This is a genomic window from Brevundimonas sp. SL130 (assembly GCF_026625805.1).
Classification (GTDB): Bacteria; Pseudomonadota; Alphaproteobacteria; order Caulobacterales; family Caulobacteraceae; genus Brevundimonas.
In genome coordinates this window covers 3,314,847-3,334,863 of sequence record NZ_CP113064.1, presented here as the reverse complement: position 1 = coordinate 3,334,863, position 20,017 = coordinate 3,314,847, and the positions used below count along the sequence as shown (strand labels likewise).

The 20,017-nt window shown below is 68.1% G+C and carries 21 protein-coding genes and 1 tRNA gene; 7 read left to right on the top strand and 15 right to left on the bottom strand.

Going from position 1 to position 20,017, the window contains the following annotated elements; genetic code table 11:
• Positions 1-13: 13 nt before the first annotated feature.
• Entirely contained in the window at positions 14-898 is an 885-nt protein-coding gene (locus OU998_RS16210) for an isoaspartyl peptidase/L-asparaginase family protein (protein WP_267514687.1), read from the bottom strand.
• Between the two features lie 141 nt (positions 899-1,039).
• Between OU998_RS16210 and OU998_RS16205 the strand changes: the two genes are divergently transcribed.
• Entirely contained in the window at positions 1,040-2,041 is a 1,002-nt protein-coding gene (locus OU998_RS16205; RefSeq protein ID WP_267514686.1) for an NADPH:quinone oxidoreductase family protein, read from the top strand.
• A 157-nt stretch (positions 2,042-2,198) separates the two neighbouring features.
• On the opposite strand, the gene OU998_RS16200 is transcribed toward OU998_RS16205, so the two are convergent.
• Positions 2,199-2,597, bottom strand: coding sequence for a YkvA family protein (locus tag OU998_RS16200; RefSeq protein WP_267514685.1), 399 nt, complete (start codon positions 2,595-2,597; stop codon positions 2,199-2,201).
• A gap of 55 nt (positions 2,598-2,652) precedes the next feature.
• Between OU998_RS16200 and OU998_RS16195 the strand changes: the two genes are divergently transcribed.
• Both OU998_RS16195 and OU998_RS16190 read left to right on the top strand, forming a co-directional pair.
• Positions 2,653-3,435 carry an SDR family NAD(P)-dependent oxidoreductase gene (locus tag OU998_RS16195; protein WP_267514684.1) on the top strand — a complete coding sequence of 261 codons (783 nt, stop codon included), beginning with the start codon at positions 2,653-2,655 and terminating at the stop codon, positions 3,433-3,435.
• A gap of 221 nt (positions 3,436-3,656) precedes the next feature.
• A tRNA-Gly gene (locus OU998_RS16190) sits at positions 3,657-3,731 on the top strand.
• Between the two features lie 58 nt (positions 3,732-3,789).
• Here OU998_RS16190 and OU998_RS16185 read toward each other — a convergent pair.
• Positions 3,790-4,245, bottom strand: a complete 456-nt coding sequence (locus OU998_RS16185; RefSeq protein WP_267514683.1) for a DUF3429 domain-containing protein — start codon at positions 4,243-4,245, stop codon at positions 3,790-3,792.
• Between the two features lie 134 nt (positions 4,246-4,379).
• On the opposite strand from OU998_RS16185, the gene OU998_RS16180 reads away from it, so the two are divergent.
• On the top strand, positions 4,380-4,754 hold the full coding sequence (locus tag OU998_RS16180) for a thiol-disulfide oxidoreductase DCC family protein (RefSeq protein WP_267514682.1): 375 nt from the start codon (positions 4,380-4,382) through the stop codon (positions 4,752-4,754).
• Between the two features lie 119 nt (positions 4,755-4,873).
• Here the strand turns inward: OU998_RS16180 and OU998_RS16175 are convergent, their stop codons facing one another.
• The 7 genes from OU998_RS16175 to ccmA form a co-directional block, all read right to left on the bottom strand.
• On the bottom strand, positions 4,874-5,134 hold the full coding sequence (locus tag OU998_RS16175; RefSeq protein ID WP_267514681.1) for a hypothetical protein: 261 nt from the start codon (positions 5,132-5,134) through the stop codon (positions 4,874-4,876).
• Positions 5,135-5,192: 58 nt separating this feature from the next.
• Positions 5,193-5,771: a DsbE family thiol:disulfide interchange protein gene (locus tag OU998_RS16170; RefSeq protein WP_267514680.1), complete on the bottom strand. Its 579-nt coding sequence runs from the start codon at positions 5,769-5,771 to the stop codon at positions 5,193-5,195.
• Entirely contained in the window at positions 5,768-6,019 is a 252-nt protein-coding gene (gene ccmD, locus OU998_RS16165) for a heme exporter protein CcmD (RefSeq protein ID WP_267514679.1), read from the bottom strand. The genes OU998_RS16170 and ccmD overlap by 4 nt, the downstream gene beginning before the upstream one ends.
• 1 nt (position 6,020) lies before the next feature.
• Entirely contained in the window at positions 6,021-6,740 is a 720-nt protein-coding gene (locus tag OU998_RS16160) for a heme ABC transporter permease (RefSeq protein ID WP_267514678.1), read from the bottom strand.
• A gap of 54 nt (positions 6,741-6,794) precedes the next feature.
• Complete coding sequence (gene ccmB / locus OU998_RS16155; RefSeq protein ID WP_267514677.1) at positions 6,795-7,496, bottom strand: heme exporter protein CcmB; 702 nt, start codon at positions 7,494-7,496, stop codon at positions 6,795-6,797.
• An 88-nt stretch (positions 7,497-7,584) separates the two neighbouring features.
• Positions 7,585-8,448, bottom strand: coding sequence for a DUF3800 domain-containing protein (locus tag OU998_RS16150; RefSeq protein WP_267514676.1), 864 nt, complete (start codon positions 8,446-8,448; stop codon positions 7,585-7,587).
• Positions 8,445-9,068 carry a heme ABC exporter ATP-binding protein CcmA gene (ccmA, locus tag OU998_RS16145; RefSeq protein WP_267514675.1) on the bottom strand — a complete coding sequence of 208 codons (624 nt, stop codon included), beginning with the start codon at positions 9,066-9,068 and terminating at the stop codon, positions 8,445-8,447. Before ccmA ends, OU998_RS16150 begins: the two co-directional genes overlap by 4 nt.
• A gap of 339 nt (positions 9,069-9,407) precedes the next feature.
• Here ccmA and acnA point away from each other — a divergent pair, with 339 nt between their 5' ends.
• A complete protein-coding gene (gene acnA, locus OU998_RS16140) occupies positions 9,408-12,134 on the top strand; it encodes an aconitate hydratase AcnA (RefSeq protein WP_267514674.1) in 2,727 nt (908 codons plus the stop codon).
• 82 nt (positions 12,135-12,216) lie between these two features.
• Here acnA and OU998_RS16135 read toward each other — a convergent pair whose 3' ends face one another.
• Entirely contained in the window at positions 12,217-13,101 is an 885-nt protein-coding gene (locus OU998_RS16135; RefSeq protein WP_267514673.1) for a 2-dehydropantoate 2-reductase, read from the bottom strand.
• A gap of 10 nt (positions 13,102-13,111) precedes the next feature.
• Positions 13,112-14,011, bottom strand: coding sequence for a hydrogen peroxide-inducible genes activator (locus tag OU998_RS16130; RefSeq protein ID WP_267514672.1), 900 nt, complete (start codon positions 14,009-14,011; stop codon positions 13,112-13,114).
• A gap of 142 nt (positions 14,012-14,153) precedes the next feature.
• On the opposite strand from OU998_RS16130, the gene katG reads away from it, so the two are divergent.
• Positions 14,154-16,424 carry a catalase/peroxidase HPI gene (katG, locus tag OU998_RS16125; protein WP_324287969.1) on the top strand — a complete coding sequence of 757 codons (2,271 nt, stop codon included), beginning with the start codon at positions 14,154-14,156 and terminating at the stop codon, positions 16,422-16,424.
• Between the two features lie 69 nt (positions 16,425-16,493).
• Here the strand turns inward: katG and OU998_RS16120 are convergent, their stop codons facing one another.
• From OU998_RS16120 to OU998_RS16110, 3 genes are all read right to left on the bottom strand, one after another.
• Positions 16,494-17,267, bottom strand: coding sequence for a glutaminyl-peptide cyclotransferase (locus tag OU998_RS16120; RefSeq protein WP_267514670.1), 774 nt, complete (start codon positions 17,265-17,267; stop codon positions 16,494-16,496).
• 4 nt (positions 17,268-17,271) lie between these two features.
• Complete coding sequence (locus OU998_RS16115) at positions 17,272-18,099, bottom strand: TerC family protein (RefSeq protein WP_267514669.1); 828 nt, start codon at positions 18,097-18,099, stop codon at positions 17,272-17,274.
• Positions 18,100-18,209: 110 nt separating this feature from the next.
• Positions 18,210-19,094, bottom strand: coding sequence for an endonuclease/exonuclease/phosphatase family protein (locus tag OU998_RS16110; RefSeq protein ID WP_267514668.1), 885 nt, complete (start codon positions 19,092-19,094; stop codon positions 18,210-18,212).
• 289 nt (positions 19,095-19,383) lie between these two features.
• Here OU998_RS16110 and OU998_RS16105 point away from each other — a divergent pair, with 289 nt between their 5' ends.
• On the top strand, positions 19,384-19,938 hold the full coding sequence (locus OU998_RS16105) for a F0F1 ATP synthase subunit delta (RefSeq protein ID WP_267514667.1): 555 nt from the start codon (positions 19,384-19,386) through the stop codon (positions 19,936-19,938).
• The last annotated feature ends 79 nt before the right edge of the window (positions 19,939-20,017 follow it).

The following is a 20,017-nucleotide window of genomic DNA, read 5'->3' as shown; positions in this document are numbered from 1 at the left end:
TCTGGGCCTCAGCTCAGCGCCCGAACACCTCGACCCCGATCTCGCCCCCGGGGGTCAGCCAGGCGCGTTTCATGCCCTGGCTGTTGAAGGGGCAGGCGATGTTTCCGGCGGCGTCCAGGGCGATCATTCCGCCGTCGCCGCCCCCCCCTTCTCCGTCAAGGCCGCCGATCTGGTCGATGACGGCCTGGGTGGCGGCGGTCAGGGTCTGGCCGGCGGCGACGCGCCAGGCGACCTGGGCGGCGGCGGCGACGCGGATGAAATATTCGCCCTGGCCGGTGCAGGAGGCGGCGGCATGGCCGTCGGCCCAGGTTCCGGCGGCGGGGATGGGGGTGTCGCCGACGCGACCCGGCATCTTGCCGAACACCCCGGCGGTCGAGGTGGCGGCGGCGAGGCGGCCCTGGCTGTCCAGCACGCAGCAGCCGACTGTGCCGTGGCTGAGGGTTCCGGGCGGATGATTGTCCTCGCCCTGGCCGGCGCCGGTGTACCAGGCGGCCTCGTCGGCGATGGGCTCAAGCCCTTGATCATGGGCGAACAGGGCCGCGCCCTCGCCGACCAGCATGACGTGGGGGGTGCGGTCCATGACGGCGCGGGCGGCGACGACGGGGTTGCGGAAGCCCTGGAGGGCGGCGACGGCGCCGGCCCGGCGGGTGGCGCCGTCCATCAGGCTGGCGTCCAGCTCATAGGCGCCGGCCAGATTGGGAGAGGCGCCCTTGCCGGCGACATAGAGGCCGGAATCCTCGAGCAGGGTCACCGCCGCCACGGCCACGTCCAGGGCGCTGTCGCCCGCGTCCAGCCGCGTCTTCATGGCCTCGACCACCTGGCGCATATGCACGACCTCGGCGTCATAGTTGCGTTCGCGCCGGGCGCCGGCGCCGCCGTGGAGGATGAGGGCGGTCATGTCGTCTTCCTGAGCCTGCTTCTGTCGCCTCTTTCAATCGGGCGTGGCGCTCTTTAGCGTCGCGATGAAGGCCGCGCCATGACGGTCGAACACAAACGGGCCTCAAGTCGCGCGAAGCGCGATAGGCCCAAGGGAGGAAGAATGCGCGCAGTCCTGTCCAAGTCGCCCGGTGGTCCCGAAACGCTCGTGGTCGAGGACGTGCTCGATCCCACGCCCAAGGCGGGCGAGGTGGTGATCGAGGTCAAGGCCGTGGGGATCAACTTTCCCGACACCCTGATCATCGAGGACAAATACCAGTTCCGGCCCGAACGGCCCTTCTCGCCCGGCGCGGAAGTGGCCGGCGTGGTCGAGGCGGTGGGCGAGGGCGTCAAAGGGGTTCGCAAGGGCGACCGGGTCATCGCCGTGCCCGGCTGGGGCGGGCTGGTCGAACGGTTGGCGGTCAAGGCCGAGACGGTCATTCCCATTCCCGAGGCCATGAGCTTCGAGGAGGCGGCGGCCCTGATCATGACCTATGGCACCAGCTATTATGCGCTGAAAGACCGGGCGCAGCTGAAGCCCGGCGAGACGCTGCTGGTGCTGGGCGCGGCCGGGGGCGTGGGCGCCGCCGCCGTCGAACTGGGCAAGGCGATGGGGGCGCGCGTGGTCGCCGCCGCCTCGACCAACGACAAGGTCCAGTTCGCCCTGGACCTGGGGGCCGACAACGGTCTGATCTATCCGACCGGGCCGATGGACAAGGCGGGGCAGAAGGAGCTGTCGGGCGAGTTCAAACTGGCGACGGGGCGTGACGGCGCGGACGTGGTCTATGACGCGGTGGGCGGCGACTACGCCGAACCGGCGCTGCGGGCCATGGACTGGAACGGGCGGTATCTGGTGGTCGGTTTCCCGGCGGGGATTCCGTCCCTGCCGCTGAACCTGACCCTGCTGAAGTCGGTGTCGGTGATCGGGGTCTTCTGGGGCGCGGCCGTGGCGCGCGATCCGAAAGCCCACGCCGCCAACATGGCCGAGCTGATGCAGATGTACGCCGAGGGCAAGATCAAGCCGCGCGTGTCGCAGACCTTCCCGCTGGAGAAGGCCGGGGCGGCGATCAAGGCGCTGGGGGACCGTCAGGCCCTGGGCAAGATCGTGGTGGTCGTGGGGGATTGAATCAGACCCTCTCCCGCTTGCGGGAGAGGTGGCCCGGCGTTCGCGAAGCGAACCAGGGTCGGAGAGGGGAGTGTCGCTCAAAGGAAGACTTCCCCCATCGTCAGGCGTGTCGCTGCGCGCCACGGCCTGACACTTCCCCCGCAAGCGGGGGAAGGTTTTATTTGCCCTTCAGCCGCTGGACCGCGTCCTCGGCCTGGTCCCGATGGCGGCGTTTGATGTTGGCGCCGACCATGGCGAGGACCGCCGTGATCACGGCGGCGTCGTCGGTGTAGCCGATGCCCGCGAAGATGTCGGGAATGGCGTCAATGGGCAGGACGAAATAGGCCAGGCCGGCGAAGATCATGCCCTTGGCCGCCATCGGCGTCTCGGGATCGCGCGCGGCGTACCAGGCGGCCAGGGCCTGGTCGGCGAAGGGTATGCGGGCCGCCGTGCGGGTGATCTTGGGCCAGAAGCCACTGCTCACGCGCGCCTCGTTGACCTTGACCACGGACGGGACCAGGGCCTTTCGCGGGTCCAGGGCGTCGGCGGGATCGGCGGGTTTGGCTTTGGCGGTCATGGCCGCTAAATCCTCAAACGAAACTCAGGTTCAATGAAACATAGGAACGCACGCGATGAAACTCGACAATAGCATGTCTGCGGTGGTCACGGGCGGCGCTTCGGGGCTGGGCGAAGGCACGGCGCGCGCCATCGCCGCCACCGGGGCGCGGGTCGCCCTGTTCGATCTGAACGCCGAACGCGGCGAAGAGATCGCTAAGGAAATCGGCGGCGTCTTCTGCCAGGTCGACGTGACCGACGACGCCTCGGTCGCCGCCGCCTTCGCCAAGGCCCGCGCCGCCCACGGCCAGGAGCGGCTGACCGTCAACTGCGCCGGCATCGCCACCGGCATGAAGACCGTCTCGCGCAAGAAGGACACCGACGAGATCAAGGCCCACGACATGGCCCAGTTCGAACGCACGGTGCGGGTCAATCTGTTCGGCACTTTCCGCGTCCTGTCGCAGTCGGCGGCCGGAATGGTGACGCTGGAGCCGATGGCGGACGGCGAGCGCGGCCTGATCGTCAATACGGCCTCGGTGGCGGCCCAGGACGGCCAGATCGGCCAGGCGGCCTATTCGGCGTCCAAGGGCGGGGTCTACGCCATGACCCTGCCCATCGCGCGGGATCTGGCCCAGGAAGGGGTGCGCTGCAACACCATCCTGCCGGGCATCATGTGGACGCCGATGATGGCCGGCATGGACCAGAAGATCCAGGACGCCCTGGCCGCCGCCATCCCCTTCCCCAGCCGCCTGGGCACGCCCGCTGACTACGCTTCGCTGGTGCTGGAGCTGGCCCGGAACGTCTATATCAACGGCGAATGCATCCGGCTGGACGGGGCTATCAGACTGGCGCCGCGCTGAGGCGCGGAAGGGGCGCTACGCTCGCGACGCGGTCGCTCGCTGCTTGAGCGCGAAGGCGCTCAGGCGGCGAGCCGGGGGGTGTTCCTGTTGTGTGGCGTCGGGCGTTTTTCCTGCTCAAGTCGGACGAAGCACGGTAGCCCGAAAAAACCTCTTGCAGGACCGATCAACCCTCCGCTATACGCCCCCTCCTCGACGGGGAGCGCACCTAGCTCCTACGGAGTGCGGGCGTAGCTCAGTGGTAGAGCACAACCTTGCCAAGGTTGGGGTCGAGAGTTCGAATCTCTTCGCCCGCTCCAAGTCGAGACTGACAAAATCAGGGGCCTGCCGTTCGCGGCGGGCCCCGATTTTTTTGCCCTAGATCAGACCGGCCGCGAGGGTCAGGGCGCCCAGTCCGAGCGACAGGGGCGCGCGCAGGGCCAGCCAGCCCTGGGGCGTCAGACCGGCGGCCTTGAGCCGGAGATCGACGGTCAGGCTGGCGGCGAGGCAGACGCCCAGGACGATCAGGGATGGGCCGGGCCAGGTCTGGCCGCTCGCCCAGGGCCAGACCGTCGCCAGGGCCAGCAGGGACGGAGCCACGGCGGCGATCCAGACCCAGCGGGGCGCTTGTGCTCGCGCAGTCGCGGCTAGGCCCCACCAGACCCCGCCCAGGAAGCTGAAGATCAGGGCGGCGTAGGCATAGGCGAGGCTGAGGGCTGCGAACCGGACGTCCGGCCCGCCGAAGATCAGGACCGCGACCGCCGCCGCCTGGGGCAGCAGACCGGCGAAACCCAGGATGCGGGCGAGGGGCGGCAGCGCGGGGCGGTCGGTCATTTCGGCATCCATCGTATCGGCCATCGGTCATCGATCGGGGCGGCGTCTGATCCAGATTATAGAAATTTGCGTATAGGATTGCGACTACGCAGCGCCCCCGGAAGGCCGTCGTCGTCTGTGACTGGAGCTCTTCCTTGCCCCCAAATCCAATCAAGACCCCGCTGCTCGTCTGGTACGACGGCGGTTGCCCGCTGTGTCGTCGCGAGATCGCGCTGATGCGGCGGCTGGATCGCCGGGACGCGATCCAGTTCGTCGATGTGGCCTCGGGCGACGACGTGTCCTGTCCTCTGGATCGTGACGCCCTGCTGGCCCGGTTCCACGCCAGCGAGGACGGGCGGCTGCTGTCGGGAGCTGCGGCCTTTGCGGCCATGTGGCGGGCCATTCCCCTGCTGCGGCCCCTCGGGCTGGCGGCGCGCGCGCCGGTGGTGCTGGCGGGGCTGGAAGCCGCCTATCGGGTGTTTCTGAAGGTGCGACCCCGGCTTCAGGCCCTGGCCCGTAAGGCGGGATGAGCTAGGGCGATCCTGAGGCTATCGCACTCTGGATGGTTTCGGAGAGGGCCGGCGAGCCGCGCTGGCGGTCGGGGCGTCCGGGGCGGACGCCTGCCGGCTGCAGTTGGGCGCGACGCCGATCAGACCTTGATGTCGAGATAGGTGCCCGGGCGCATGATCCGGGGCGTTTCCCCGTCTGCGGCGGGCGCCGGCGCGACCGTGCGGGTCGGGTTGGCGGCGGTCGTCTGGGCCTGAACCTGGATCGGGGTGGTTTGAACCTGGGCCGCCTGGACTTGGTTCAGCGCGGTGCGGAAGAAGGCGGCCTGGGCGTTTCGCGCAGACGGAGCGCCGCCCACGGGCGTGGGCAAGGACTGCGGCAAACCTGGGCGAATCGCGCTCATGCCCAATCGTTAACGCATTCGGAGCGATCAATCGTTAACAAGGCGTCTCGAAAAAGGGTTAACGCGCTTTTTCGTTCGGCAGGGGGCTCGGCAAGGGTCTGGCGGGCGCCTGCATAGAGGCCACCAGACGCTCGATGTCGGCGTCGTTCAGCAGGGGGCCGGACTGTTTGGCGGTGATCCGGCCCATGGCGTCGACGGCGAAGGTCTCGGGCACGCCGGATATGCCCAGGTCCAGGCCGGCCCGACCCTCGCGGTCCACCAGAACCATGGAATAGGGATCGCCCATCTCGTCCAGGAAGGCGCGGGTGGCGACCGGCTCGTCCTTGTAGGCGACGCCGACGACGGCGATCCCGCGCGCCTTCAGGGCCAGCAGTTTTGGGTGTTCGATCCGGCACGGCGCGCACCAGGAGGCGAAGACATTGACCAGCATGGGCCGGCCGACGCCCGCCGTCTTGAGGTCCAGATTGCCGGGGCCGGCGGTGTCGCCGGTCAGCATGGGCAGGACGGTTTCGGGGATGGGCTGGCCGACCATGGCGTCGGGCTTGAAGGCCGGATCGCGCTTCAGCGACCAACCGATGAACAGGGCGGCGAGGGCGCTGAGCACCACCAGGGGCAGGAGGGCCAGCCAGCGGTTCACTTTTTTGGTCCTATCGCGCTTCGCGCTACTTGAGGACTTTCTTGGGGCCCTATCGCGCTTCGCGCTACTTGAGGACGAGGGGTGTCCGTCGTTTCGGACGGCGCGTCGGCGTTCAGCTGGTCCAGCTCGCGCTTCCATTTGCGCGAGGCGATCACGGCGCGGGCGGTCAGGGCGGTCAGGACCAGGGCGCTGACGCCCCAGGCGGGCCAGACGAAGGCGGCGTAGGGGGTCATGTCGAGATCGGGCATCCTAGGCCTCCAGGGCTTGGCGGGCGCGCAGGCTCAGGACGCGGCGGCGGCGGATCTCGGTGCGGATCGCCGTCAGCCACAGAGCCGCGAACAGCGCGCCATAGGCCGCCAGCATGGTCAGGAAGGGCGGCAGATAGACCGGGTCCAGGCCTGACGATCCAGGGGTCAGGAAGCTGGCCGGCTGGTGCAGGGTGTTCCACCAGTCGACCGAGAACTTGACGATGGGCAGGTTGATCAGGCCGACCAGGCCGAGCACGGCGGCGGCGCGCGCCCCCTTTTGCTCATCGTCGATCGAGGCCCGCAGCGCCATATAGCCGAGGTAGAAGAGGAACAGGACCAGCACGCTGGTCAGGCGCGCGTCCCACACCCACCAGGTCCCCCACATCGGCTGGCCCCACAGCGAGCCGGTGAACAGGGCCAGGGCCGTGAAGGCGGCGCCGGGCAGGGCGGCGGCCCGGGCGGCGGCGTCGGCCAGGGCGTGGCGGAACACCAGGGCGAAGAAGCTGGAGACGCCCAAGGCGGCGTAGGCGCCCAGGCCCCAGACGGCGGCGGGCACATGGACGAACATGATCCGCACCGTGTCGCCCTGCTGATAGTCGGCGGGGACGGTGAAACTGAGCCAGGCGCCCACGGCCAGCAGCACGGCGGCGACCGCCCAGAGCACGGGCGTCAAGGGGCCGGTGAAGGCCATGAAACGCTGCGGGTTGGACAGGCCGAACATGGTTTCAGCGATTACGCGGCGGCGCCGCAGCGGGCAAGCGGCGCATCGTGCGGGTCATCCCTGGGCGTTCCTGACCGCCGCCGCCCCGGCGAAGGCGGCAATGACGCCGGCGAACAGGACATAGGCGCCCAGGAAGGCCAGGGCCGGAGCGGGCGACTGGCCCGAGGCGGCGCGTTCCAGCGCTCCGGCGCCGAAGACCACGGGCGGAATGAACAGGGGCAGGACCACGACGGCGATCAGCAGGCCGCCCCGCTTCGCCCCCAGAGCCAGGGCGGCGCCCAGGGTTCCGGTAAAGGCGAAGCCCGCCCCGCCGATCAGGGCCGACAGGGCGGTGAGCGGGATCAAGGCCGGCGGCAGGCCCAGGGCCAGGGCCGCGACCGGCGCGGTCAGGGCCAGGGGCAGGCCGACGGCGATCCATTGGGCCAGGGCCTTGATCAGGACGACCGATTCCAGCGGCAGATGGCCGAGCGCCAACAGGTCCAGCGCCCCATCCTCCAGATCCCGCTCGAACAGCCGCTCCAGCGACAGCAGCGAGGCCAGGGCCAGAGCCAGCCAGGCGATCCCGCCGGCCACGGGCGAAAGCGTGCGCGGATCGCCGCCCACGGCCAGGGGCAGGACAGCGGTCAGACAGATGAAAAAGCCGCAGGCCAGCAGGGGGCCGCCCCCGCCGCTCCAGGCCAGATCCAACTCCCGCTCCAGCAGCACGCGCGTCGCGCCGCGCAGGCCGGGCGGGCGGGGTTCGGCGTCCGAGCTCATTCGCCTGCTCCGACGTTGACACTGCGGGGCGAGATCACGATATTGCCTTTTGGAGGCTTTGTGACCGGAAACGGGAGCATTGCCTTTTTCAATTTCGGGCCCCGCCGGCAGGCCTAAGGTCGTTGATGATCTTGAAGCCGGATTGCCATTCCCCGCCGGCGAGGCGTCGCGCGAACCTCAGGGCCAATACGTCGTCGGCGATAAGCGACAGTTCAGCGCGCGCCGGTTCGTTCATGCTTCGCAGCCTTACGCCCCAACTGATCACATAGGCCATGATGTCCGCCAGTTGGACGAGGGTGGTCAGGTCGCTGTGAACGAAGAAGGGTTCGGGAATGATCAGGCGCGCCCGGGTCCGTCCATTTGCCGTGCGCACGAAATAGTTCGAGACCTGTCCCAGCAGGATATGACAGGCGCTCCGGTCAATCTCGTCGAAGACCAGATAGCCCATGGGCTCCTCCTCCAACCCGTTCAGGAAGTAGAAGATCCGCTCGAACAAATAGGCATAGTCCTTGCGCAAGGCGTTGAAGTCGTCCGGCCTGGGCGCAGTGCGAGGAACGATGGTGGCGAAGACCTGGGCCTTCTGGCGGCGCGCGAGCTTTAAGGCGAAACGGCAGTAGGCGATCTTCGCTTGGCCGAGGGCGGTCAGTCGTTCGGTCGTCGGATGCGCGCCGTCCATCAAGGCTTCGTTTGCCAACCGGGTGCGCTCGGCATGGTCGAAGGATGGCATCTGCCCGGCGAGCCGGAAGGTCTTGGCGTTGAGCAGCTTCTGAGCCTTGGCTTCGCGTCCATAGGCCTCGAAAAGCCGCATGCCGAAGAAGTGGGCCTGAGCATCGGACAGTTGTCTGATCAAAGGCCAGATGCGGCGGTCCTCGACCCCGATGGCCGCCAGCACCTCATATGGCGAGGCGCGACGATCCTGACCGGACTCGTCGATGAAGAAGGACCAACTCACGTCAGGCCTCCCAGGTCCAGGGTGCGGGCCGGGAGGGGCAGGGGGTCGTGGACGGCGGCGAGAATCAGGCCGTCGGCGTCGAGATGGCGGCGCATCTGGTCGGCGAAGACGGCGCGCCAGCGGGTGTCCAGCGGGGCCATGGGCTCGTCCAGCAGCCACAGGGCGCGCGGCGAGCCGACCAGCCGGCCCATGGCGAGGCGGCGGCGTTGACCGGCGGACAGGCGGCGGACTTCAAGGTCCAGGAGGGGAGCGAGGCCGAAGGCTTCGACCGCATCGTCCAGGCCGCATTGGACGTGACCCAGCCAGTCGCACTGGAAACCCAGCTCCTCGCGCGCCGTCCGCCCGGTCTTCAGCCCGTCCTGGTGGCCCAGAAAATGGGTTTCGCGGCCGCGCGCCAGCCGCTCGTCCAGCGGATTGCCGTCGCCGTCGTGGAAGGCGACCTCTCCGGCGTCGGGACGCAACAGGCCGGCGATGGTTCGCAGCAGACTGGTCTTGCCTGCGCCGTTTGCGCCCGTCAGCACCACGGCTTCGCCGGCTTGGAGGCGCAGGTCGAGACCCTGGAACAGCAGGCGCTCGCCGCGAGAGACGGTCAGGTCGGAGATCGAGAGGGCGTGGATCATGACGAAGTCTCCCTCCCCTTCATGGGGAGGGACGGCGAGGCGTCAGCCGAGCCCGGGTGGGGGCGTGTCCGCCGATGCGATCCTGACGGCCCCACCCTGATCGCTGCGCGATCGTCCCTCCCCATGAAGGGGAGGGAGAAGAACGCCTTTGTTTTGAGAACCTTTCTCAATGTCCGCGTCGAGGGTGTGGACACATGGACGGTGCGCGATGAGCGGACTATAGGCACGATTGCCGCAGCAGGCTTTCGCCGCGCGCGCAGGGGCCCTGTGAGCCGCTGCGTCTGTCGCGCGAAGGCGCAACCGGATTGTCGGGCGGCGCTGAACAGAGGAAAACTCTCCATGCCGTCCACCGACAGCTTCAACACCCGCCAGGACCTTTCCGTCGGGCGCAAGAAATACGCCTATTACAGCCTTCCGGCCGCCGAGGAAGCCGGTCTGACCGGGATTTCCCGTCTGCCGCGCTCGATGAAGGTGCTGCTGGAGAACCTGCTCCGCAACGAAGACGGCGTCTCGGTGACGCAGGACGACCTGAAGGCCGTCGCCGCCTGGGTCGAGAACAAGGGCTCGGTCGAGCACGAGATCGCCTTCCGTCCGGCCCGCGTCCTGATGCAGGACTTCACCGGAGTTCCCGCCGTGGTCGATCTGGCCGCCATGCGCGACGCCATGAGCGCCCTGGGCGCCGACGCCGCCAAGATCAATCCGCTGGTTCCAGTCGATCTGGTCATCGACCACTCGGTCATGGTCGATCACTTCGGCACGGCCAAGGCCTTCGGCCAGAACGTCGAGCGCGAATATGAGCGCAACATCGAACGCTACAACTTCCTGCGCTGGGGTTCGTCGGCCTTCAACAACTTCCGCGTCGTGCCCCCCGGCACCGGCATCTGCCACCAGGTGAACCTGGAGAACCTGGCCCAGACCGTCTGGACCCTGGAAGAGGGCAAGAAGACGGTCGCCTATCCCGACACCGTCGTCGGCACTGACTCGCACACCACCATGATCAACGGCCTGGCCGTCCTGGGCTGGGGCGTCGGCGGCATCGAGGCCGAGGCCGCCATGCTGGGCCAGCCGATCCCGATGCTGATCCCCGAGGTCATCGGCTTCAAGCTGACCGGCCGTCTGCCGGAAGGCACGACCGCGACCGACCTGGTGCTGACCGTCACCCAGATGCTGCGCAAGAAGGGCGTGGTCGGCAAGTTCGTCGAATTCTTCGGCGACGCCCTGCCGAACATGACCATCGAAGACCAGGCGACCATCGCCAACATGGCCCCGGAATATGGCGCCACCTGCGGCTTCTTCCCCGTCTCGGCCGCGACCATCGGCTATCTGACCTCGACCGGCCGCGACAAGGCGCGCGTCGCCCTGGTCGAAGCCTATGCCAAGGCCCAGGGCCTGTGGATCGACGAGACCTCGGAAGACCCGGTCTTCACCGACGTGCTGGAACTGGACCTGGCCACCGTCGTGCCGTCGCTGGCCGGTCCCAAGCGTCCCCAGGACCGCGTCGAACTGACCACGGCCGCCCCGGCCTTCGAAACGGCCCTGGTCGATGTCTTCGCCCGTCCGACCGACGCCCCGCGCGCGGCTGTCGAGGGTGAGAAGTTCACCGTCGGCGACGGCGACGTCGTGATCGCGGCCATCACCTCCTGCACCAACACCTCCAACCCGTCGGTCCTGATCGCCGCCGGTCTGGTGGCGCGCAAGGCCCATGCCCTGGGCCTGAAGGCCAAGCCCTGGGTCAAGACCTCGCTGGCCCCCGGCTCGCAGGTCGTCACCGACTATCTGACCGACGCCGGCCTGCAAAAGGACCTGGACGCCCTGGGCTTCAACCTGGTCGGCTACGGCTGCACCACCTGTATCGGCAACTCGGGCCCGCTGGATCCGGCGATCTCGAAGGCGATCAACGACAACGCCCTGGTCGCCACCTCGGTCCTGTCGGGCAACCGCAACTTCGAAGGCCGGGTGAACCCGGACGTCCAGGCCAACTATCTGGCCTCGCCGCCGCTGGTCGTGGCCTACGCCATCGCCGGCTCGATGCGGATCGACATCACCAAGGATCCGATCGGCCAGGACAAGAAGGGCAATGACGTCTTCCTGAAGGATGTCTGGCCGACCTCGCAGGAGATCGCCGACATCCAGAAGAAGTCGGTCACCCCGGCCATGTTCGCCAAACGCTACAAGGACGTGTTCAAGGGCGACAAACACTGGCAGGCGATCAAGGTCACGGGCGGCCAGACCTATGAGTGGGACGACGCCTCCACCTATGTCGCCAACCCGCCCTACTTCGAAGGCCTGTCGATGGACCTGACGCCGGTCCAGGACATCGTCGAGGCCCGCGTCCTGGCCATCTTCGGCGACTCGATCACCACCGACCACATCTCCCCGGCCGGTTCGATCAAGAAGACCTCGCCCGCCGGCGTCTATCTGACGAACCACGGCGTCGAGGCGGCCGAGTTCAACAGCTACGGCGCCCGCCGTGGCAACCACGAAGTCATGATGCGCGGCACCTTCGCCAATATCCGGATCAAGAACCGGATCACGCCCGAGATCGAGGGCGGCGTCACCAAGCATTTCCCGTCGAACGACACCATGTCGATCTATGACGCCGCCATGCGTTACCAGTCGGAAGGCCGGCCGCTGGTCGTCTTCGCCGGCAAGGAATACGGCACCGGCTCGTCGCGCGACTGGGCGGCCAAGGGCACGCGCCTGCTGGGCGTTCGCGCCGTCATCGCCGAAAGCTTCGAGCGCATCCACCGTTCGAACCTGGTCGGCATGGGCGTCGTGCCGCTGCAGTTCAAACAGGACGGCTGGCAGAAGCTGGGTCTGACCGGCGAGGAGATCGTCACCATCCGCGGCCTGTCCGACGCCAATGTCGGCAAGCTGCGTCCGCGTCAGGACCTGTGGGTCGAGCTGTTCCGCCCGTCGGACGGCAAGATGGCCCGCTTCCCGGTCCGCTGCCGCATCGATAACCAGACCGAGATGGACTATCTGCTGGCCGGCGGCGTCATGCCCTACGTCCTGCGCAACCTGGCCCGCGGCCCGGAAACCGAGGCCCCGATCGCGGCTGAATAGTCGGCGGTTCGCTGAGATAGAAAGAGGGCCGGCGGAGCGATCCGCCGGCCCTTTTTGTTTGAGCCCAAAAGCGGGACCGCGCCTACAGCGCGGCCGCGTTCAGCAGGGCGACGATCAGGGCGTTGGCCGGGGTCGGCAGGCCGTGGCGGGCGCCGAGGCGGACGATGACCCCGTTGCGGGCGTCCAGCTCCATGGGGCGGCCGGCGGCGCGGTCGGCGTGGAGCGAGTTGATCCCGTCCGGGGCGGCGGCGCGATAGCCGGCGATGACCTGGTCCGGCAGATCGTCGGGCAGGAGCGCCCCTTCCGCTCGACCCACCAAGACGCATTCGGCGACCAGGGCGCGCATCACGGAGGCGGCGCCTTCGTCATGGGCGATGCCGGAGGGTTTGAGGATCAGGGCGTTGACGGCGCCGGCGCAGTTCAGGGCCAGCTTCTTCCAAGCTTCGGAGCGGAAGTCGGCCGTGGTCTCGGCGTGGATCGGCGTATGGGCGAACAGGGCGACGAAGGCGGCGCCCGCTTCGCCGTCTGGAGTCTTGATCCAGCCGTCGCGCCTCTGAAGGATCCGGCCGGGCGCCCGGCGTTCAGCCGGTATGTCCACCACGGCGGGGACGAGGCGGTCGACGGGGACTCGGTCGGCGAACGGGGCCAGGTGTTCGACCCCGTTGCGGAGAATGGCCACCCGCGTTTCAGGGCCGACCAGCCCCTCGAGCCAGACCAGGGTCGAGGCGGTGTCATAGGTCTTGGTGGCCACGATCACCCAGTCGACGGGCGTCAGACCGTCCGGGCGGGTCGCGACCGTCGGCGTGGCGGCGATCCGCCCGCCGGGGGCTTCGATCTCCAGGTCCGCAAACGGCGTGCGGGCGCAGACCAGGACGTCGAGATCCGCGCGCTGCGCCAGCCAGGCCGCCACCGTGCCGCCGATGGCGCCGGGGCCGATCACGGCGATCTTGAGCTTGGCGTCCGTCATCCTGCGACCCTCAATCCAGCTTCAGGGCTTCGGCCAGCAACCGGGCCTCGGCCGCGCGGCTGGAGCCGGAGCGCCAGGCGACGACGATTTCGCGGTGGGGCGGGGCGCCGTCGGCCTGGTTCTCGAAGGCGCGGATGACGACGGAAGGGGTGTCGGCCAGGCCGGCCTGGACCGCCATCTTGGGCAGGAAGCTGACCCCCAGGCCCGAGCCGACCATCTGGATCAGGGTGTGCAGGCTGGTGGCGGCGAAGACGTCGTCGCCGCGCGGGGCCTCGATGTCCAGAGCCGCAAGCGCGTGGTCGCGCAGGCAGTGGCCGTCTTCCAGCAGGATCAGATCCTCGGCCCGCAGCGAACCGGGGCGGATCGGGCCGGGGGCGGCCAGGGCGTGGTCGTGGGGGGCGGCGGCCAGGATCTCGTCGTCGCCGATACGGGCGTGTTCGACCCCCGGCGCGTCGTAGGGCAGGGCGATGACGGCGGCGTCGATCTGGCCTGCTTTCAGGGCGGCGATCAGACGGGGCGTCAGATCCTCGCGGATGAACAGTTTCAGGTTCGGATAGGCGATCTTCAGCGACGGCAGTTTGGCGGGCAGCAGGAAGGGGGCCACGGTCGGGATGACGCCCAGGCGGAACCGGCCCGACAGCAGCCGTCCCGCGTTCTTGGCTGCCTCGACCAGATCCTCGGTCCGGGCCAGGACGTCCTCGGCCCGGCGCACGGCCTCGGCCCCGACGGCGGTCATGATGACGGCGCCGCGCGCCCGCTCGACCACGGGGGCGCCCAGGATCCGTTCCAGCTCCTGCACCCCGGCGCTGAGGGCGGGCTGGCTGACGTGGGCGGCCTCGGCGGCGCGGGAGAAGCTGCCGTGTTCGGCGAGAAGCTTGAGGTACTGGAGTTGACGCAGGGTGGGGAGCATTCGAGACAGATAGGCCAAGCCTATGCCGAAATCAAAGATAATCGATTGGCCTTATGAAGCTGGGCCGTGTTCAATAGCCACGTCGGCCGAAGGGCTATCGCCAACACGCCCGCCGCATCGCGCCATCATAGGGAAGACCGCCATGACCACCGAAGCCAAATGCCCGTTCTCAGGCGCGACGACAGAGTCGGTCGCCGGGGGCGGGGTCCAGAACCGCGACTGGTGGCCGGGGCAGCTGCGCACCGATCTGCTGAACCAGCATTCGTCGCGGTCGAACCCGCTGGGCGAGGGGTTCAGCTATCGCGAGGCCTTTTCCAAGCTGGATTATGAGGCGCTGAAGAACGACCTGCGCCAGCTGATGACGGATTCGCAGGACTGGTGGCCGGCGGACTTCGGCCACTACGGGCCTCAGTTCGTCCGCATGGCCTGGCACAGCGCCGGCACCTATCGGGTCGGCGACGGCCGGGGCGGCGGCGGGCGTGGCCAGCAGCGGTTCGCCCCCCTGAACTCGTGGCCGGACAATGTGAACATCGACAAGTCGCGCCGCCTGCTGTGGCCGATCAAGCAGAAATACGGTCAGGCCATCTCCTGGGCCGACCTGTTCATCCTGACGGGCAATGTGGCGCTGGAGACCATGGGCTTGCGCACCTTCGGCTTCGCCGGTGGTCGCCAAGACACCTGGGAGCCGGATCAGGACGTCTATTGGGGGCGTGAAAACACCTGGCTAGGCGGCGACGAACGCTATGCGCGCGGCTCGAACGGCGTGGACAAGCCGGCCGACGAGGCCGTTCTGGTCGCGGACGACACCGCCGACGGCGTCAAACACACGCGCGATCTGGAGAACCCGCTGGCGGCGGTTCAGATGGGACTGATCTACGTCAACCCGGAAGGCCCCGACGGCAATCCCGATCCGTTGGCCTCGGCCCGCGATATCCGCGACACCTTTGCGCGGATGGCGATGAACGACGAGGAGACGGTCGCCCTGATCGCCGGCGGCCACACCTTCGGCAAGACCCATGGCGCCGGCCCGGCTGAGCATGTCGGACCCGAGCCCGAGGCTGATGGCCTGGAGGCGCAGGGCCTGGGCTGGACCTCCAGCTTCGGCAGCGGAAAGGCCGGGGACGCCATCACCAGCGGCCTGGAAGTCACCTGGACCCAGACCCCGGCCCAGTGGAGCAACTTCTACTTCGAGAACCTGTTCGGCTTCGAATGGGAGCTGGAGAAGTCGCCCGCCGGCGCCCACCAGTGGGTGGCCAAGGACGCCGGGGAAATCATTCCCGACGCCCACGATCCGACCAAGATGCGTCGGCCGACCATGCTGACCACCGACTTGGCGCTGCGGGTCGATCCCGATTACGAAAAGATCTCGCGGCGCTTCCTGAACGATCCCCAGGCCTTCGCGGACGCCTTCGCCCGCGCCTGGTTCAAGCTGACCCACCGCGACCTGGGTCCGCGCTCGCGCTATGTGGGGCCGGAGGTTCCGCAGGAGGAACTGGTCTGGCAGGATCCCGTGCCGGCCGTCGATCATCCGCTGATCGACGCGGGCGATGTGGCCACGTTGAAGGCCCAGGTGCTGGCGACGGGCCTGAGCGTTTCGGAGCTGGTGGGCGTGGCCTGGGCCTCGGCCTCGACCTTCCGGGGCGGGGACAAGCGAGGCGGCGCCAATGGCGCGCGCATCCGCCTGGCGCCGCAGAAGGACTGGGCCGTCAACCAGCCCCAGCACCTTGATCGGGTGCTGAAGACCCTGGAAGGCGTGCAGTCCGCCTTCAACCAGGAACAGGCCGGCGGCAAGCGGGTCTCGCTGGCCGACCTGATCGTGCTGGCCGGCGCCGCGGGCGTTGAACAGGCGGCCAAGGCCGCTGGCCATGACGTCATCGTGCCCTTCACGCCGGGCCGGACGGACGCCAGCCAGGCCCAGACCGACGTCGAGTCCTTCAGCTATCTGGAGCCGGTCGCCGACGGTTTCCGCAACTATCAGAAGGCCCGCTACACCGTTCCCGCCGAGTCCCTGTTGATCGACCAGGCCCAGCGTCTGACCCTGACTGCGCCTGAACTGACGGCGCTGATCGGGGGCTTGCGCGCCATCAACATCAATGTGGGCGGTTCGACCCACGGGGTGCTGACGGATCGGCCGGGCGCCCTGACCAACGACGTCTTCGTCAACCTGCTGGACATGGGCGTGAAGTGGTCGGCCTCTTCGTCAGCCAAGGATCTGTTCGACGGTCGTGATCGCAAGACCGGCGAACTGCGCTGGACCGGCACGCGCGTCGATCTGGTGTTCGGCTCCAACGCCGTTCTGCGCGCCCTGGCCGAGGTCTATGCCGAGGCGGACGGACACAAGAAGCTGGTCGATGACTTCGTGGCAGCCTGGGCCCGGGTCATGGAGCTGGACCGGTTCGACCTGCACGGCTGATCAAGGCCGGAGCAGAGGCGGCGAGGGGGCGGACGCATGCAGGCGTCCGCCCCCTCGCTGTTTCCGGGGTCAGCGCAGCTTGATTTCGAACAGTTGCGGCCAGCGTTTGCCGGTGACGAACAGGCGTTTGCCGGCCGCGTCCCAGGCGATGCCGTTCAGGACATCGTCCCTGGGGTCCAGGCCCGCGTCCTGGGGGACCAGATCTGTCAGGTCGATGAAGGCCTTCACCACGCCGGTCTCAGGGTCGATGCGGGCGATGCGGTTGTCCTGCCACAGGTTGGCGAAGACCTCGCCGTCGATCCACTCCAGCTCGTTGATCCGGTACAGCGGCTTGCCGTCGGCGGTGACGGAGATCCGGCCGGTCTCGGCCAGGGTGTCGGGATCGAGGAAGCGCAGCTGGTCGGTGCCGTCGCTCATGATCAGCCGCCGGCCGTCGGTGGTCAGGGCCCAGCCCTCGCCGGGATAGGAGAAGCCGCCCAGGGGCGAGAAGTCGTCCAGCTTCCAGATGAAGCCGATGTGGTTGCGCCAGGTCAGGCTGTAGAGCTTGCCGTTCAGCGTGGTCATGCCCTCGCCGAAATAGACGGTCGGCAGGTCGCGCTGGCGCAGCACCTCGCCGGTTTCCAATTGCACCTGGCGGATGAAGGACGGGTACAGGCCGGTGCTTTCGTACAGGGCCCCCTGATGGATGAAGAGGCCTTCGGTAAAGGCCGTCGTGTCGTGCGGATAGGCGCGCACGACCTCATAGGCCTGGACCGGAACCTGAGCGTGGACCGGCAAGACGCCGCCTGTCGCCAGCAGCAGGCCGGAGACGAGGCCGGCGAGACGTAACGACAGGCGGGTCATCGGATCAGGCCTGTTCGGCGGCGGCTTCCGCCTCGGCCTTCTTGGCGCGGGCCTCGGCCTGATCGGCCTGGGCGCGGGCGGCCGTGGCCTTCTCTTTCTTCGTGGTGGAGCGACGACCCATCATGTTCAGGGCCTCGACCCCGGCCGAGAAGGCCATGGCGGCGTAGATATAGCCCTTGGGCACATGATAGCCGAAGCCGTCGGCGATCAGCACCATGCCGATCATCAGCAGGAAGCCGAGGGCCAGCATGACGACGCTGGGGTTCTCGTTGATGAAGTTGGCCAGCGGGTCGGCGGCCAGCAGCATGACGGTCACGGCGACCAGGACCGCGATCACCATGATCGGCAGGTGTTCGGTCATGCCGACAGCCGTCAGGATCGAGTCGATCGAGAAGACCAGGTCCAGCAGAATGATCTGGAAGATCGCCGCGCCGACGTTGCTGATCACCACGTCCTTCTTATCCAGCACATCATGGCTGGGCGTGGGATCGACGGTGTGGTGGATTTCCTTGGTGGCCTTCCAGACCAGGAACAGGCCGCCCGCGATCAGGATCAGATCCTTCCACGAGAATTCGTTGCCCATGACGGTGAAGACCGGCTGCACCAGGCCGACCAGCCAGGCGATGATCGACAGCAGGGCCAGGCGCATGACCAAGGCCAGGCCGATGCCGATACGCCGCACCTTCTGACGCTGTTCCGCCGGCAGTTTGTTCGACAGGATCGAGATGAAGATCAGGTTGTCGATACCGAGCACGACCTCCATCACGATAAGCGTCACCAGCGCGGCCCAGGCGGCCGGGTCGGAGAGCAGGGGCGTAATGCTGTCGAGCATGAAAAGTCCTAGAGGGAAAAGCGGGGGCGGAAAGCGCTAGGGCCGCCGCAGGTTCCGATCAAGCGCAAGGGTGCGGCGCAATCGTCGCACCCCTGGCCGCCATTTGGCAATCACCGGCCGTCCAGGGCGATATCGACCACGACAGGGAAGTGGTCCGAGATCACCTGGCCTGCGAAGGAATCGGTCGGCACGCCGTAGCGTTCGACCGACAGGCCGGGGCCGACGAAGACATGGTCGATGGCGACGCCGTCATTGTCCTTGGCGATGTCGAAGTCATTAAAGGTGCCGTCCGGCCCGAACGCGACGGGGCTGACCGTGCGGGCGTCGCGCAGTCCGGCCGTCAGGACGCGGCGATAGGCGGCGGTGTCTGGGCCGGCGTTGAAATCCCCCATCAGCACCACCGCCGCCGTCACGCCCTCGACCGTCGCCGGGGCCAGGTCCGCAGCCAGGGCGGCGCAGTGCTCGCGCGCGACCGCGCCGACGTGGTCCATATGGGCGTTGCGCACGTCCAGCAGACGGCCGCTGGCCCGGTCGCGCAGCACGACCCGCGTCACGGTGCGGGGCAGGGCGGCGTCCCACCCCTTGGACGGTCGGTCCGGGGTGGGCGAGCACCACAGGGTCTGGGTGCTGATCGTCTCGAACCGGGCGCGCCGCCAGAACAGGGTGGTGGTCTCGCCCGCCTGGGCGCCGTCGTCGCGGCCGACGCCATAGTGGTCATAGGCCGGCGCCTGTTCGGCCAGATAGGCGACCATCGGAATCAGGGCTTCCTGGACCCCCAGGACGTCGGGATCGAAGAAGGCGATCTGGCGCGCCATATGCGGGCGACGCTGAACCCAGTTCGGCGTGTCGTCGGGCGCGTCGTAGCGGATGTTGTAGCTCATCAGCCGCACAGGGCGGGCGGCGTCCGAGGCTGGAGACTCGGCGGCGGAGGTGGAGGCGGAGGCGGAGGCCAGGGCGGCGAAGGCGACGGCGATCAGCAGGGCGGCAGGCTTCATCTGGGGTCTCGGGATATTGAGGCTCGAGGGGGAGTAGGGCGCGATATCCCATGCGGGGATGACCGGTGTGCGACACGCCGGGCGGGCGCTTGTGACGGGGTGCGGCTTCATCGCCCCTTCACGCAATGTTGCGAGCAGCAAAACCCCGTGCTATCAGGCGCCCGGCTTGAAGGGGGCGTATTCACGAATACGGCCTCTATCGTGCTTTCCGTAAGCATTTCAGGCTTTTGGCCGTTGCGACCCTCGCAATCGGTCGCGACCCTGACACAACGACCTCGGACCCTAATCAGTGGCTGATGATTTCAGAACGACGGAAGTCGGCGATCGCTACGCACAGGCGCTGTTTGATTTGGCGCTGGAAACCGGCCGCCTGGACGCCGTCCGCGCCGACCTGGCGTCGCTGAAGGCAGCCTGGATCGAGAGCGCCGACCTGCGTCGCCTGGCCACCTCGCCGGTCATTTCGGCCGAGGATCAGGGCAAGGGCCTGGTCGCCATCGCCGCCAAGGCCAAGTTCGAACAGACCACCGCCAACTTCCTGGGTCTGCTGGCCCAGAACCACCGCGCCAAGGATCTGCCGGGCGTGATCGCCGGGTTCGAGGCCCGCTACGCCAAGCACGCCGGCATCGTCGCCGCCGAGGTCGTCTCGGCTCAGGCGCTGGACGCCAAGCAGCTGGTCGCGATCAAGACCGCGCTGAACGCCAGCCTGGGCAAGGCGCCGGAACTGACCGCGCGCGTTGATCCGGCTATCCTGGGCGGCCTGAAGATCAAGGTGGGCTCGAAACTGTTCGACGCCTCGCTGAAGACCAAGCTCGACCAGATGAAGTTCGCCCTGAAACGAGCCTAGGCGCGTTTCAGAAACCAGAAAGCAGCGGACCTAAGGCCCGCTCCCGCCAAACGAATGCGCGCCTGATCGGCGCACCCGC